General features: G+C 70.0%; 7 protein-coding genes. 3 read left to right on the plus strand and 4 right to left on the minus strand.

What is annotated here, in order from left to right:
* Positions 1-10 precede the first annotated feature (10 nt).
* Both AC30CM_RS07800 and AC30CM_RS07805 read left to right on the plus strand, forming a co-directional pair.
* Positions 11-682, plus strand: coding sequence for a GAP family protein (locus tag AC30CM_RS07800; RefSeq protein ID WP_490116274.1), 672 nt, complete (start codon positions 11-13; stop codon positions 680-682).
* Positions 683-807: 125 nt separating this feature from the next.
* The gene (locus tag AC30CM_RS07805; RefSeq protein WP_490116275.1) at positions 808-1,917 is read left to right on the plus strand and encodes a PE-PPE domain-containing protein; all 1,110 of its coding nucleotides are present in this window, start codon (positions 808-810) and stop codon (positions 1,915-1,917) included.
* 66 nt (positions 1,918-1,983) lie between these two features.
* Here AC30CM_RS07805 and AC30CM_RS07810 read toward each other — a convergent pair whose 3' ends face one another.
* The 4 genes from AC30CM_RS07810 to AC30CM_RS07825 form a co-directional block, all read right to left on the minus strand.
* On the minus strand, positions 1,984-4,992 hold the full coding sequence (locus AC30CM_RS07810) for an MMPL/RND family transporter (RefSeq protein ID WP_490116276.1): 3,009 nt from the start codon (positions 4,990-4,992) through the stop codon (positions 1,984-1,986).
* A 77-nt stretch (positions 4,993-5,069) separates the two neighbouring features.
* Positions 5,070-6,491: a condensation domain-containing protein gene (locus AC30CM_RS07815; RefSeq protein ID WP_490116277.1), complete on the minus strand. Its 1,422-nt coding sequence runs from the start codon at positions 6,489-6,491 to the stop codon at positions 5,070-5,072.
* Between the two features lie 49 nt (positions 6,492-6,540).
* On the minus strand, positions 6,541-12,831 hold the full coding sequence (gene pks2 / locus AC30CM_RS07820) for a sulfolipid-1 biosynthesis phthioceranic/hydroxyphthioceranic acid synthase (RefSeq protein ID WP_490116278.1): 6,291 nt from the start codon (positions 12,829-12,831) through the stop codon (positions 6,541-6,543).
* A gap of 295 nt (positions 12,832-13,126) precedes the next feature.
* On the minus strand, positions 13,127-14,215 hold the full coding sequence (locus AC30CM_RS07825; protein WP_490116279.1) for an NAD(P)H-dependent amine dehydrogenase family protein: 1,089 nt from the start codon (positions 14,213-14,215) through the stop codon (positions 13,127-13,129).
* A gap of 249 nt (positions 14,216-14,464) precedes the next feature.
* On the opposite strand from AC30CM_RS07825, the gene AC30CM_RS07830 reads away from it, so the two are divergent.
* On the plus strand, positions 14,465-16,300 hold the full coding sequence (locus AC30CM_RS07830; protein WP_490116280.1) for an acyl-CoA dehydrogenase: 1,836 nt from the start codon (positions 14,465-14,467) through the stop codon (positions 16,298-16,300).
* Positions 16,301-16,315: the final 15 nt, after the last annotated feature.

Consider the following 16,315-nt stretch of genomic DNA (forward strand, 5'->3'; position numbering starts at 1 on the left):
CCCACTCCCCATGTGGCTCACCCTGCTGGTGATGGCCGTCGCCGTCTGCCTCGAACCGTTCCGGATCGGGATGGCCGTGCTGATGCTCAACCGACCGCGGCCGGTCCTGCAGATGTTCGCGTTCCTGTGCGGCGGCTACGCAATGGGCCTGGCGGTCGGCGTGACCGTGCTGTTCCTCATCCAGCCGAGGCTGCCCTCGGCCTCGGAGTTCAGCCTGCCGATGGTGCAGATCGCGATCGGGGCGCTCGCGCTGGTGGTGGCCGCGTTCATGGCCATCCAGGTGGCCGTCACCCGGGGCCGCGCGACCCCTGCCGAGCCCCGTCCCCAGGGCCGGGTGGCCACGCTGCGGGCCCGCCTGCTGGACGGGCGCTCCCTGTGGGTCGCGGCGGCCGCGGGCTTGGGCATCGCGCTGCCGTCGGTGGACTACCTGGCGGTGCTGGCCGTCATCCTCGCCTCGGGAACGACGGCGACCACGCAGTTCGCCGCGCTGCTGATCTTCCACGTCGTGGCGTTCGCACTCGTCGAGGTGCCGCTGGTGGCCTATCTGCTGGCGCCGCAGCGCACCCTCGCCACCATGACCACCCTGAACGCCTGGCTGCGGTCCCGCCGACGCCGCGACGTGGCCGCTTTGCTGGGCCTCTTCGGGGGCGTCCTGATCGGCGTGGGCCTGGCAGGAATCTGACAGGTGTCACCGGGCCCGGGTGCCGCCCCGCGCCGAGGCTCGTCGTGCAGTACCGTGGGGTGCGAAACCGTCGTCGCGATCAAGGTTTTGGCGACGCGTGTGCTGGGTGGAAGGACTGCGATTCGATGAGGCGTGCACTCGCCGGCCTGTTCACGCTGGGACTCGTCGGCGCCGCCGGCGGGCTCGGAACCGGGGTCGCGGTCGCAGAACCGCGCTGGGTGGATCCGATGATCCCGCCGCCCGCCCCAGCGCCCATCCCCGTCGGCGCCGACGCGAACGCCAAGGAGGTGTACGCGCTCGGCGGTGCCCGCGCCCCCGGCATCCCCTGGTACGACTACACCAACCGGGCCGGCGCCGAGTACTTCCCCACCGCCAAGCGCAACCTCGTCGACTACCCCGCAGGCGCCCCGTTCTCCTGGGTGCCGTCGATGTTCCTGCCGCCGGACACGGCGAAGGACAACATGAGCATCGGCGAAGCGGCCACCGTGGCCACCAACAACCTGAGCCGGGCGCTGCGTTCCGACGCCGGCCGGTCCAGCGACCAGCCCGGAGCGGTCGTCGGGTTGTCGCAGGGCACGCTGGGCCTCGACGGGGAGATGGTGCGACTGGCCAACGACCCCAACGCCCCCGCCCCCGACAAGCTGACGTTCACCGAGATCGGCAACCCCATCGGCCAACACGGTTTCGGTCAGAGCTTCCTGCGCGGCATCTTCAAACCGGGCGACTACATCCCGTTCATCGACTACACGGTGCCCCCGAAGGTCGATTCGCAGTACGACCAGAACAAGATCGTCGCGACGTACGACGGGCTGGCCGACTTCCCCGACCGCCCGGGCAACGTGATCTCGGGGCTCAACGCCCTGGCCGCATCGGCCATCGTGCACACCCCTGCCGCGTTCACCGGCCCGCAGGACGTGCCGCCGCAGAACATCCGCACCACGGTCAACTCCAAGGGCGCCACCGAGACCACCTACCTGATCCCGGTCAACCACCTTCCGATGACGCTGCCGCTGCGCTACATCGGGCTGTCGCCGGGCTTCGTGGACTCGATCGACTCGGTGCTGCAGCCCATCGTCGACGCGGGGTACTCGCGCTACGACAACCCTGCTGCGCGCCCCGTGTCCGTCGATCCGGTGCACGGCATGGATCCCATCGCGGTCCTCGACGACGGCACGCGCAACCAGATCGAGGGCACCTTCGCCACCATCCGCGACGTCCTGGGTCCCCTGCCCTGACGTAGGGCGGCTCGGCGGGTGCGCGCCCGCGACGAGACGTGCGTCTCGGCCCGCGGCGCGCCTGCCCTACACCTTGTCGAACACCGTGCGCTGCTTGCCCGGGGGCGGCACGTCGGACTCGGTGGCGCGCAGCCACGGCTTGCTGGGCCACCAGCTGACCCGACCCATCAACGTGACGATCGCCGGCACCGTGATGGTGCGCACCACGAACGTGTCCAACAGGATGCCCACGCCGATCACGAACCCCGACTGCACCACCGTGCCGATGCTCGAGAACAGCAGACCCGACATCGACGCGGCGAAGATCAGCCCCGCCGCGGTGATGACCCCGCCCGTCGACCGCACCGTCCGGATGACGCCGAAGCGCATCCCGTGCGGCGCCTCGTCGCGCAACCGCGACGCCAGCAGCATGTTGTAGTCCGCGCCGACGGCGACGAGCACCACGAACGCCAAACCAGGCACGCTCCAATGCAATTCGTCGCCAAGCAGGTACTGGAACACCAGCACGCCGATACCCACCGCCGACAGGTAGGACAGGATCACCGATCCCACCAGGTAGAGCGGGGCCACCACCGACCGCAGCAGCGTCATGAGGATCAGCAGCACCACGATGATCGTCACCACGATGATCATCGTCAGATCGCGGTCGTACAGGTCACGCGTGTCCCGCAGCGTCACCGGATAACCCGACATCGAGATCTTCGCGTCCGCCAGCGACGTATTCGGTTGCGCGCCACGGGCGGTGTCCAGGATCTGATTCACCTGATCCATCGCCTGCGTACTGAACGGGTTGAGATCCGTCTGGATGAAGTAGCGCGCCGCATGCCCGTCGGGCGAGATGAAGATCTGCGCGATCTTCTTGAAGTCGTCGGTCTCCAGGACCTGCGGCGGCACGTTGAACCCGGCCATCGACGGCCGCGACGCATCCTGCCCCATCGACATCAGGAACTCCGACGCCTGGCTCAGCCCCAGGCCCATCCGCTGCGTCTCGCTCACCAGCAGCGTGACCCCATCGGCCACCTGGCGGCTGGCGCTGGCGAGGTCGTTGGCACCCTTTTGCACCGTGGCGATCTGCGAGCGCGCCGTCCGCGGATCGCTCAGCCCCAGCTTGTTCAGCGACGTCATCGCCGACTGCAGCGGTTTGGTGAGCCCCTCGACGGTGTCACCCAGCTTGTCGAGTGGTCCCGCCTGCTGCAACTGGTTCGCCAACTCCACGATGCGATCCAGCGAACCGTTGTCCCTGGCGGCCTGCAGCCGCACGAACTGGCCCCTGGCCGTGATGCACAGCGGGTTGACGTTGCAGGTGGGGCTGGCGTCCAGGGCCACGATCACCGGATCGATCCACGAGAAGTCCGCCGACAGCGTTCCGAAGTTGCGCTGCAGCAGCTCGCCCAGCGTGCGCATGCCCTTGATCAGCTTGGCGCTGTCGCCCAACTGCCCCAGCGTCATGCCACCGCCGAACTGCCCCTGGATGGCGGCCAGTGAGTCCACCAGACCGCGGATGCCGCCCACGGCATTGTTGATCTGACCGCGCGCGTCGCCCAGTCCGTCGGCCAGCTGATCGGCGCCGGACGCCAAGCGGTTCAGGTCCTTCGACCGCCCGTTGATGGTCGACGACGCCGCCCCGAGCTGGTTGCCCACCTCGCCGGCCTGATAGGTGGCCTTGGCCTCCTCCAGCGACTCGCCCGTCGGCCGCGTGACGCCGCGGACCATGGCGACGCCCGGGATCTGCGCCACGCGCTGCGCCATCTGCTCGAGGTCGGCGAGCGCCCCCGGCGTGCGCAGGTCCTGCGACGACTGGATGAACAGGTACATCGGGATGGTCTCGTTGACCGAGAAGTGGCGATCCAGCGCGGCGTATCCCACCGAGCTGTCGGCCGACGCCTGCAGTTGCTTGCGGTCGTCGTAGTTGAAGTGCACCAGCCCGGCGCACGACGCCAACACCAGCAGCACCCCGAGGCTCGCCACCAGATGCGTCTTGGGCCTGCGCACGATCCGGATGCCCATGCGCCGCCAGAACTCCGACATGCGCTCGGCGCGCGGCGCCACCCAGCCGCGCGGCCCGGTGAGCACCAACACGGCCGGCAGCAGCGTCACCGCCGCCAGGAACGCCACGCCGATCGCGATGGCCAACGCCACGCCGACCGTCGAGAACACCCCGAGCTTCGCGAACCCCATGCCCAGGAACGTGATGCCGACGGTGGCGGCCGACGCCGCGACCACCTTGCCCACCGACTGCATGGCGTGCTTGACGGCCCGCACCGGATCTTCCCCGAGCCGCACGTAGTCGTGATAGCGGGCGATCAGGAACACCGCGTAATCGGTTCCCGCGCCGGCGATCATCGCGCTCATCAGCACGATGGTCTGATTCGAGATGGCGAGCCCGGTCACCAGCGACACCAATGCCACCACGGCCTGCGCCGACATCAACGACGCGCCGATGGCCAGCAGCGGCAGGAACATCGTCACCGGGTTGCGGTAGACGATCACCAGGATGATCAGCAGCATCACCGCGATGGCCAACTCGATGGGCAGCCGATCGGCGGCCCCGGCGGCCGTCAGGTCGGCGACGGTGGCCGCAGGCCCCGTGAGGTGCGCCGTGAGCGTCGTGCCGTCGGTGGCGTGGTCGACGATGTCCGACACCCGCTGGAACGCCCCGTAGGCCTCGGGCGTTCCGAGTTCCCCGTCGAGGCCGACGGGCAGGATCCACGCCTTGCCGTCCTCGCTGGACAACGTCTGCTTCAACTGCGGCGTGCTGACGAAGTCCTGCAGCATCACCACGTCGTCGGTGTCCGCGCGCAGTCGATCCACCAGGGTGCGGTAGGTCTGCTCGTCCGGCGGCGTCAGGGGTTTCGACTCGTCGTCGTGCGTCAGCAGCACCACCAGGACGTTCTCCGAACCCGCCTCCCGGAACGCCTGCGTCATCTCGCGCGTCGCGATCGACGACGGCGCGTCGGCGGGCAACACCGCGATGGGATTGCGCTCCGACATCTCCGCCAGCGACGGGATGGTGAGCGGGAACACCAGGGCGAGCACGGCCCAGAACCCGATGACGAGCCACGGCCACCGTGCCACGACCTCGCCTAGCCGACCAAAGATGTTGCTACCCCTTGTTTCTGCCGAGTCGTGCTCGGCTCAGACGAACGCCGCGGTTACGCGACGTAACGCCAATGACCACGCTCGGAGACGCGCTCGAAGACCGACTTCAGCGCCTCGAGATACGTCGCCACCGACTTCTGCGCCTCTTCGTTGTCCGGGAACATGACCGCCACGGCGGTCTCCTTCGCCACGCGGATGACGTAGATGCACAGCTGGTAGGAATACCGGCCGTCGCTGTAGATGCCGATGTTGAGATCGTCGAGGTTCGCGGTGAGCAGCGCCGAGAGCGGAGCCGTACCCGCGTCGAGGAAGTTGACCACCGGGAAGTCGGGTCGCGGCTTGCTCAGGTGCGGCGCGATCTCCAGCACGCGGTCATACGGCACCTCGGCCATGTCCAGGCCGGTGTCGAACGAGACCTGGGCTGCCCTGGCCGCATCCCCGAACGCCGCGCCCGCGATGGGCACCGTCACCGGCACCAGCCCCGTGAACCAGCCCTGCGTCATGACGTCGAGTTCGGTCTTGCGGGTATCGCTGGGCGTCAGGCCGTAGTACGTGTCGGCACCGGTGAGTTCGTGCTCGGCCAGCGCGCTGCAGGCCAAGACGCCACCGATGAAGCGGGCACCCGCGGCCGTGCACGCACTCTCGAAGCGCGCGGTCTGACGTTCGTCCATCATCCGCATGGTCACGATGTCGGCGTCGACGCGCACCGACGGATCGCCCAGCGGCAGCGGGAACGACGGCATGCTGCCGTCGTTGGCCTCGGCGAACTCGGTCCAGGCCCGCACGCGCGGGGTCTGCGCCGTGAGGCCGTCGGTGAACACCTGCTGCTTGCGGCAGAAGGCGTCATAGCTGCCCGCGGGCGGTAGCGCGATGGGCGGGTTGCCGCCCACCAGCGCCAGGTACATCATCAGGAACTCGGTGAGCGTCGAGCCGACGATCATCGCGTCGACGTGGACGTGGTCGATGCTCACGAAGAACGTGAAGTGATCGTCGGCCTGGATGATGCCGTAGCGGAAGCAGTCCCACTGCAACGGATCCGGGGTGCTCACGACCAGTTCGCGAGCCTCCTCGACCGTCAGCGCACCCAGTCGCCGGGCCTTGAACTCGATGTCGTCCGGATCGGTGATGCCGTGCCGCAGGATCGTCCGACCGTCCTCGGCGAGCACGAAGCGACTGCGATACGTGTCGTGCCTGCGCAGGTGCTGGTTGATGACGTAGGTCATGGCCCGCACGTCGCAGTGGCCGGGGGCGTCGCAGCTGACGATCATCAACCGCGAGTAGTCCAAACCCTTGCTCTGCTGATCCAGGTGTCCCCGAATGTGCTGTGCCTGCATGTAACTCACCGGCACGTCGGACAGAGGCGCACGGGCGGCCGCCTCGAGCGCCGACGCGGTGGGCTCCCAGATGATCGCCTTGCCCGCCGTCGGCGACCATTCGGACAGCGTCCCCACCGCCAAGGGCCCTACTTGCACCATCGTCGTCTCCTCGCCTCACCCCTGCCCCGATGCCGCCAACAGACTGCCATCAGGTGGTCGCCACCCCGTCGGCGGCCGCCAGTTCTTCGCACAGGTGATCGGCCAGACCACGCACGGTCGTGATGTGCGTGGGGCTGATCCGGATCCCCGTCTCCGTCTCGATGCGCGTGCGCAGCTCGAGATTGCCCAGCGAGTCCAGCCCGTAGTCCGACAGCGGCCGGTCCGGGTCGATGGTGCGACGCAGCAGCAGGCTGATCTGATCGCTGACCATGCGACGCACGGTGCTGGGCCACTCCTCCCGCGGCAGGGCCGCCAGCTCCGCGCGGAACTTGCCGGTGTCCTTGCCGCCGGTGCCGCTCTCGCCGAACGCCTCGGCGAACTTGCTGCGCTGCGCGAACGAGGTCAGCCACGGCGACCCCATCAGCGGCGCGTAACCGGTGTAGGCCCGATCGTGACGCAGCATCGCGTCGAACGCACGGAAGCCCTCCTCCGGCGCGATGGCCGCACCCGAGTCCTCGGCCAGCGCGGTGGCGCGGCCGACCTCGGCCCACGCGCCCCACGCGATGGCCTCCGACGGCAGGCCCTTGGCCCGCCGCCAGTGCGCGAACCCGTCGAGCCAGCTGTTGGCCGCCGCGTACGCACCCTGCCCCGGCGAGCCGACGAGCGCGGCCGCCGAGGAGAACGAGCAGAACCAGTCCAGCGGCTGGTCGAGCGTGGCCTGGTGCACGTTCCACGCCCCGAAGGCCTTCGGCGACCAGCAGCGGTCGATGAGGTCCTCGGTGACGTTGGTCAGCGTCGCGTCCTCCACGACCGCGGCGGCGTGCAGCACGCCCCGCACCGGCAACCCCGTCGCCGTGGCGGCCTCGATGAGCAGCTTCGCCGTGGTGGGCTCGGCGATGTCACCGCGCACCACCTCGACCGTCGCTCCCCTGCCGCGGATCCGCTCGATGGCCTCCAACGCGTCGGGCTTGGGCTCCGAACGCGCGTTGAGCACGATGCGGCCGGCGCCCGCCTTCGCCATCTCGTCGGCCAGGTACAGGCCCAGCCCGCCCATGCCGCCGGTGACGACGTAGGCGCCGTCGGCCCGGAACGGATGCACCTGCTCGGGCGGCAGCACCGCGACGCTGCGACCCTTGCGTGGCACGTCGAGCACCACCTTGCCGGTGTGCCCGGCACCGCCGACCAGGCGCACCGCCGCGGCGGCGTCGTGGATCGGGTGGTGCATGGTGTGCGGCATGGGCAGCGTGCCGTCGGCCGTCTTCTCGTAGACGGTGGTGAGCAGCGCGCGCACCACGTCGGGATGACTGTGCGTCATCAACGCGAGGTCGACGGCGTACAGGCTCAGGTTGCGCCGGAACGGGAACAGGCCCAGCCGGGTGTCGCCGTAGATGTCGCGCTTGCCGATCTCGACGAACCGCCCGCCGAACGCCAACAGCTCGAGACCCGCGCGCTGCGCGGCTCCCGGCAGCGAGTTCAGCACGACGTCGACGCCGTAACCGTCGGTGTCGCGCCGGATCTCGTCGGCGAAGTCGGTGCTGCGGGAGTCGTAGACGTGCTCGATCCCCATGTCGCGCAACAGCTGTCGCCGCTCCGGGCTACCCGCGGTGGCGAACACCTCGGCGCCCACCGAGCGGGCGATGGCGATCGCGGCCTGCCCGACACCGCCCGTGCCCGAGTGGATCAGCACCTTGTCGGACGCCGACAGCCGGGCCAGGTCCACCAGGCCGTACCACGCCGTGGCCGACGCCGTGGGCACCGCCGCCGCATCCGCGAGGTCGATCGCGTCGGGCACCGTGACCGCGTGGCGCGCATCGCACGTCACGAACGTGGCCCAGCAGCCGTTGCGGGACATGCCGCCGACGCGGTCGCCCACCCGGTGATGGGTGACGTCCGGGCCGACCGCGGTGACCACACCCGCGAAGTCGATGCCGAGCTGCTGCTTGTAGCCCTCGAACGTGGAGTAGCGCCCGAACGCCACCAGCACGTCGGCGAAGTTGATGCTCGAGCCGACGACGGCCACCTCGATCTCACCGGGGCCCGGCGGCGTGCGGTCGAACGCCGTGAACTCCAGCGACTCGACGTCACCGGGATTACGGATCTCCAGCTTCATGCCGCCAGTCTCGTGATCGACGGTGGTGGTGCGACGCTCCTCGGGGCGCAGGGGTCCCAGACGCAGCCGCGCCGTGTACCAATCGCCGTTGCGCCAGGCGGTTTCGTCCTCGGGCGAGCCGCCGAGCAACTGCTGGGCGAGCCGTTCCGGATCGGTGTCGTCGTCGAGGTCCACCTGCGTGGTGCTCAGGTGCGGGTGCTCGGCGTCGACGACGCGCAGCAGACCGCGCAGCCCCGCCAACTCCAGGTTGGGGGCCTCCCCGTCGAGAACCGCTGCCGCACCGTGGGTCACGACGTAGAGGCGCGGCGCCTCGCCCGGCAGATCGGCCAGCCCGCGCGCGATCTCGACGAGCGCGGCCACGTTGTCGCGGCCCTTCTCGATGGGCTCACCGCGACCGGCGCCGGTGAGGACCACCACCGCGCGCGAACCACTCGACACGGCGCTGCCCAGCTGCGATGCCAGCCCGGCACCGTCGGGCAGCGGCCACGCCACCGTGGCGCACGTCGCGCCGTCGGCCGTCAGCGCCGCCGTGAGCGAATCCGCAAGCGGCGCAACACTGTCGCCGGTGGTGACCAGCAGCCAGGTGCCCACCTCGGACTTGTTCTCCTCGGGCAGCTCCCGGGGCTCCCACTCGATGGTGAGCAGCCGCTCCGACAGCGTGCGGTTGGCCTGCTCGGCGGGCGAGGCCCCGCCACCGAGCCGCAGGCCCTCGACGCTGAGCAGCACGTGGCCGTCGGCGTCGAGCACCTCGAGGTCGGCCTCCGCCTCGCCGAGACGCCACGACGTGACGCGGGTGAGGCAGTAGTGCGCGTTGCGGGTGGGCTGGTGCAGCCGCAGCCGACGCACGCCGATCGGCAGCAGCAGACCGCCACCGGCCGCCGCCTTCTGCACGTCGGGGTGCACGATCACCGACTGGAAGCAGGCGTCGAGCAGCGCCGGGTGCGTGCCGTAGTGCGACTGCTGCGAACGGATGGTCGCGGGCAGTGCCACCTCGGCGAGCACCGTGGTGACCTCGCCGGTGGCCGGATCGGCCGTGCGGGCCGCCGCCAGACCACCGAAGGCGGGCCCGTATTGGATGCCGACGCCGGCGTACACGTCGCGCAGCTCGCCACCGTCGAAGGCGTGCGGATGCGCTTCGAGCAGTGCCTCCAGGTCGTGTTGGGCGGGCGGGACGTCACCGGCGGCGCCGGCGTGCAGCACGGCCGCGGCGCGACGGGCCCGCTCACCCTCGGCGAACGTCTCCACCGCGAACGACAGCGTGCCGGGAGCGGTGACGGTCGCGTTGGCCGAGATCGACGTCTGCTCGTCGAGCAGCAGCATCTGCTCGAAGCGGACGTCCCGCACGTCGGCGTCGTCGCCGAGGGCGGTACGCGCGGCGGCCAGCGCCATCTCGCAGTACGCCGCACCGGGGAACGCGGCGACGTTGCGCACCTGGTGATCCGCCAGCCACTCGTGGGCATGCGTGCCCACCTCGCCCTGCCAGACGTGACGCTCGGGCTCCTCGTGCAGGTGCACGTGCGCGCCCAGCAGCGGGTGCACGCCGAGCACCGACGTCCCGTGCTGCGCCACCTCGATGTCGTCGCGGCTCAACAGCAGGTTGCGGTGCGTCCAGGTGGGCAGCGGCGCGTCGACCAGACGACCGTCGGGATAGATGGTCGCGAAGTCGACGGCGGCACCGGCGCTGTGCACCGACGCCACGAAGTCCTTGAGCCCCGTTGGCAATTCCTGCTCCCGGCGCATGGGTGCCAGCGCGGCGATCGGCATGTCCAGGCTCTTGGCGTTCTGCGACACGGCGTTGGTGAGCAGCGGGTGCGGGGCCAGCTCGCCGAAGACGCGGAAACCGTCCTCGAGCGCGGCCTGCACGGCCGCGGCGAACCGCACCGTGTAACGCAGGTTGTCGGCCCAGTACTCGCCGTCGAACGACGGCCGGTCACGCGGATCCCACAGCGTCGCCGAGTAGTACGGGATCTCCGGCTTGCGGGGCTCGATGTCGTCGAGCGCCTCGATCAGGTCCTCGAGGATGGGGTCGACGGCCGGGGAGTGCGAGGCCACGTCGACGGCGACCTCGCGCGCCATCACGTCCTTGGCCTCCCACGCCTGGACCAGCTCGCGGATGGTCGCGGCGTCGCCACCGACCACCGTCGACGTGGGCGAGGCGACCACCGACAGCACCACGTCGGCGACACCGCGGATCGACAGCTCCGAAAGCACTTGCTGCCCAGGCAGTTCCACGGCCGCCATGGCGCCGCTGCCCGAGATGCGCTTCATCAGCCGCGACCGGCGGCAGATCACCTTCAAGCCGTCCTCGAGCGTGAGCCCACCCGCGACCACCGCGGCGGCGGACTCGCCGAGCGAATGCCCGATGACCGCGCCGGGGACCACGCCGTAGGACTTCAGCGTCTCCGCCAGCGCCACCTGCATCGTGAAGATCGTGGGCTGCACGCGATCGATGCCGGTGACCGTCTGCGGGGCCGTCATGGCCTCGGTGACCGAGAACCCGGACTCCGCGGCGATGATCGGTTCGATCTTCGCGACCGTCGCGGCGAACACCGGCTCGGACTCCAACAGCTGCGTGCCCATGCGGGCCCACTGCGAGCCCTGCCCGGAGAACACCCACACCGGCCCGCGATCGGCCTGACCGACGGCGGGCTCGTAGGGGGCGTCGCCGTCGGCGACCTCGCGCAGCGCCGCCACCAACTCGTCGACGGTCTGCGCGGCCACCGCGGTGCGCACCGGCTTGTGGGCGCGGCGACGCGCCAGCGTGTAGCCCAGGTCCGCCAATGCCCCGGCACCGTTGTCGCGATGCGCGTCGATCCAGTCGGCCAACCGGCGCGACGACACGCGCAGCTGCTCGACCGACGTGGCCGACACCGGGAACAGCAGCGGCTCCTCCGCCGGCTGCGGCGTGACGTCCTCGGCGGCTTCGGTGGTTTCGGTGGCGGGCGCCTGCTCCATCACGACGTGGACGTTGGTGCCCGACAGCCCGTACGACGACACCGCCGCCCGGCGGGGGTGCTCGCCGTCCACCGGCCACGGGGTGGTGGTCTCGGGGATGAACAGGCCGGTCTCGATGCCGGCCATCTCCTCCGGCAGCTGGGTGAAGTGCAGGTTCTGCGGGATGACGGCGTGCTGCATCGCCATGATCGCCTTGAGCATGCCCAGCGGACCCGACGTCGACTGCAGGTGACCGAAGTTGGTCTTCACCGACGCCAACACCGCCGGCCCCGACGTGCCGTAGACCGCGGCCAGGCTGGCGTACTCGATGGGGTCACCCACCGGGGTGCCCGTGCCGTGCGCCTCCACCAGGCCCACCGTGGCCGGATCGACGTCCGCGGCCGCCAGCGCCGCGCGGTACACCGCGACCTGGGCCTCCTCGGACGGGGTCGCGATGTTGACGGTGCGGCCGTCCTGGTTGGCGGCGGTGCCGCGGATGACCGCGAGCACGCGGTCGCCGTCGCGCCGGGCGTCGTCGAGGCGCTTGAGCAGGAACACCACGCAGCCCTCGCCCGAGACGAAGCCGTCGGCGCGCACGTCGAACGCATGGCACTTGCCCGTCGGCGACAGCATGCCCTGCAACGAGCCCGAGACCGACTTGCGCGGCTCCAGCGTGATCGCGACGCCGCCGGCCAGCGCCAGGTCGGTCTCACCGTCGTGCAGGCTGCGGCAGGCCTGGTGCACCGCCATGAGCCCCGAGGAGCACGCGGTGTCCACCGTCACGGCCGGGCCCTGCAGACCGAGGGCGTAGGACACCCGGCCCGAGGCGAAGCTGTTGCTGGTGCCGGTGAAGCCGTAGGGGCCCTCGGCCGCCCCGGTGTCCGCCGACAGCAGTTCGTAGTCACCGTGGGTGAGCCCGACGAACACGCCGGTCTGGGTGCGGGCCAACGAGGTCGGGTCGATGCCCGCGTGCTCCAGCGCGTCCCACGACGACTCCAGCAGCAGCCGGTGCTGCGGGTCGATGGCGGTGGCCTCGCGGTCGGTCATGCCGAAGAAGTCGGCGTCGAAACCGCCCACGTCGTCGAGGAACGCGCCCCAGCGGCTCACCGATCGGCCGGGAACGCCGGGCTCCGGGTCGTAGTACACGTCGGCGTCCCAGCGGTCGACGGGGATCTCGCCCACGAAGTCCTTGCCCTGCAGCAGGGCCTCCCACAGCGCTTGGGGAGAGTCGATCCCGCCCGGCAGTCGGCAGGACATGCCGATGATGGCGACGGGCGTGGTGGTGGCGGCGCGCAAAATGCCTATCTCCCTAACGAGTCGGGTCGTCTGCCATGGGAATGCGCTGGGAGACGCGCGCTGTGGCGCTGTCCGTCCCGGCATCCGGGCTTGAGGTTCTCATTGACTGCAGCCGTAGCTTAACCGCACTTGCTGGGTGTCGCGCGTCCCACATTGGGCGATCGACCATGGGAATGATCGCATGCGTCGATTTCCTGCCAGGCGCTGCGGTTTCCGGTATCTTGCGCAGCTCACGCTCCCGGACGGGGTTCGCGCACTGCGCGACCCTGACCAGCGGTTTGATCAATCGGGGACGTCAGTCCGCCCAGCGCGTCGCCGCGGTCTGGGCGGGCAGCGCCGAGTGCAGCGGAACGTCGAGTCCGTCGTAGATCCCCGGTTCTTGCGTCGCCAGCCATTCGATTGCGCCGAGCAGGCGGTTCGCTGCCGTCGTGTTGCCACCGTCGGCGCGCGTGCCCCCGGGCACGTCGGCGCGGGTGACGATGGTCAGCTGCGGATCACCGTCGACGATCACCCGGTGATCGCCCACCCCTTCGTCGGGTTGCGGCCACTGCGGCGCGCAGTCCGGCGTGATGCGCGTGACGTGCTCGACGACCACCCGACGTTTGCCGCGCGACCAGCCGACGACCTCCAGGAAGAAGGCCCCCTGGGTGCCCCGCTCGAAGCGTCCCAGCACGGTGTCGACGGATTCCTCGAGCGGCAGCCGTCGGACGTCCTCGGTGATGTCGTCGATCTCGATGCCCAGGCCGCGCCCGATGAGCCGGATGTTGCCGCCCCACACCATGGTCGGCACGCCGGGCAGCAGCATCATCGGCACCTCGTCCATGGGGCCGCCGAAGCCGCACGACACCCGCACCGCGTGCGGCTGGTCGTAGGTGGAGTAGTCGAAGATCTCCTGGCAGCGGATGGTGCGGATGCGGGTGCACAGACCCGCGGCGACGACGGCCAGCGCATCGTTGGCCCAACCGGGGTCCACGCCGCTGACGAGCAGCGTCGAGCCGCCGGCGGTCGCGGCCGCGGTCAGCCGGGCCACCCATTCCGGCGGGGCGGACGCCGGGTCGTACAGCGAGTACAGCGACGGCGTCACGACGTGCGCACCGGCGCGCAGGCAGCGCTCGATGTCGGCGAGGGCGTCGTCGGGCCGCAGGTCGCCCGACGCCATGTAGGCGACGGCATCGCATTCGGCCAGCACGTCGGCGGCCTGGGACACGTGCGTGGCGGACACGCCGGGGGTCGCGTCGAGCGCGGCGAGCGCTGCGGCGTCGACCCCGACCTTGTCGGCCGACGAGGTGAGCACGCCGGTCAGGCGCAGCCCGGGGAACGCCACCGCGGATCGGATGGCCGTCAGCCCCATGTTCCCGGTTCCCCAGACCACCACGCGCCTCATCCGCCACACCTTAGCCGCACGACGAGGTCGCGAGTGGCAGACATCACAATCCGGCGTTCGCGCTGCTCAGACCGCCTCCCGAGGTCCGTGGGACGCTCCGATCAACCGCTGGGTTGGGTGGCGGCCGAGAATGTGCTCGCGAGAGGTTTGCGGCGGTGTTACCGGCGGGTATAGTTCGGCAGCAGTTACTGGTGGGTAACTTAGCCCCGAGTACCCAACCGCAGGTGGCATTCTCATCGAGGAGGAAACGTGAGCCACTACAAGAGCAACGTCCGCGACCAGGTCTTCAACCTCTTCGAGGTGCTGGGCGTGGACAAGGCCTTCGGCGCCGGTTCGTTCGCCGAACTGGACCAGGACTCGGCCCGCGAGATGCTCGCCGAGATCAGCCGCCTGGCCGAGGGTCCGATCGCCGATTCGTTCGCCGAAGGCGACCGCAATCCCCCGGTGTTCGACCCCGAGACCCACACCGTCCACCTTCCCGAGGCGTTCAAGAAGTCCGTACGCGCCCTCGTCGACGGCGGCTGGGACAAGATCGGCCTGGCCGAGGAACTCGGCGGCATGCCGATGCCCCGCGCGCTGCAGTGGGCGCTGGTCGAGCACGTCCTGGGCGCCAACCCGGCCGTGTACATGTACGCCATGGGCGCCGGCTTCGCGAACATCTTCTACAACCAGGCCACCGAAGAGCAGAAGAAGTGGGCGATCCTGGCCGCCGAGCGTGGCTGGACCTCGACCATGGTGCTCACCGAGCCCGACGCCGGCTCCGACGTCGGCGCAGGCCGCACCAAGGCCGTCCAGCAGCCCGACGGCACCTGGCACCTCGACGGCGTCAAGCGCTTCATCACCTCCGGTGACGCCGACGACCTCGGCGAGAACATCCTGCACCTGGTGCTGGCCCGCCCCGAGGGCGCAGGCCCGGGCACCAAGGGGCTGTCGCTGTTCTTCGTGCCGAAGTTCCACTTCGACCCCGAGACCGGCGAGCCCGGCGAGCGCAACGGCGTCTACGTCACCAACGTCGAGCACAAGATGGGCCTGAAGGTCTCCGCCACCTGCGAGCTGTCGCTCGGCCAGCACGGCGTGCCCGCGGTCGGCTGGCTCGTCGGCGAGGTCCACAACGGCATCGCTCAGATGTTCGAGGTCATCGAGCAGGCCCGCATGATGGTCGGTACCAAGGCCATCGCCACGCTGTCGACCGGCTACCTGAATGCGCTCGAGTACGCCAAGACCCGCGTCCAGGGTGCCGACCTGACCCAGATGACCGACAAGACGGCGCCGCGCGTCACCATCACGCACCACCCCGACGTCCGCCGCTCGCTCATGACGCAGAAGACGTACGCCGAGGGCCTGCGCGCGCTGTACCTGTACACCGCGACGTTCCAGGACGCCGAGGTCGCCAAGGCGCTGCACGACGTGGAGCCCGAACTGGCCGTCAAGGTCAACGACCTGCTGCTGCCCATCGTCAAGGGCGTCGGCTCCGAGCAGGCCTACGCCAAGCTCACGGAGTCGCTGCAGACCTTCGGCGGATCGGGCTTCCTGCAGGACTACCCCGTCGAGCAGTACATCCGCGACGCCAAGATCGACTCGCTCTACGAGGGCACCACGGCCATCCAGGCGCAGGACTTCTTCTTCCGCAAGATCGTGCGGGACAAGGGTCAGGCGCTCGCCTACGTCGCCGGGCAGATCGAGAAGTTCATCGCCAACGAGTCGGGCAACGGCCGGCTCAAGGCCGAGCGTGAACTGCTCGCCACCGCCCTGGCGGACGTGCAGGGCATGGCCGCCACCCTCACCGGCTACCTGATGGACGCGCAGAACAACCCCGCCAGCCTGTACAAGGTGGGCCTGGGTTCGGTGCGCTTCCTGATGAGCGTCGGCGATCTGGTGCTGGGCTGGCTGCTGCAGGAGCAGGCCGCCGTCGCGATCGCGGCCCTGGACGCCGGTACCGCCGGTGCCGACCGCGCCTTCTACGAGGGCAAGGTCGCCGGGGCGTCGTTCTTCGCGAAGAACTTCCTGCCGCTGCTCACCAGCACCAAGGCCGTCCTCGACAACCTCGACAACGAGGTCATGGAGCTGGACGAAGCCTCCTTCTAGGCCCCCCCTAGACCT

This window comes from Mycobacterium sp. DHQP2018-32-09, from assembly GCF_058148405.1.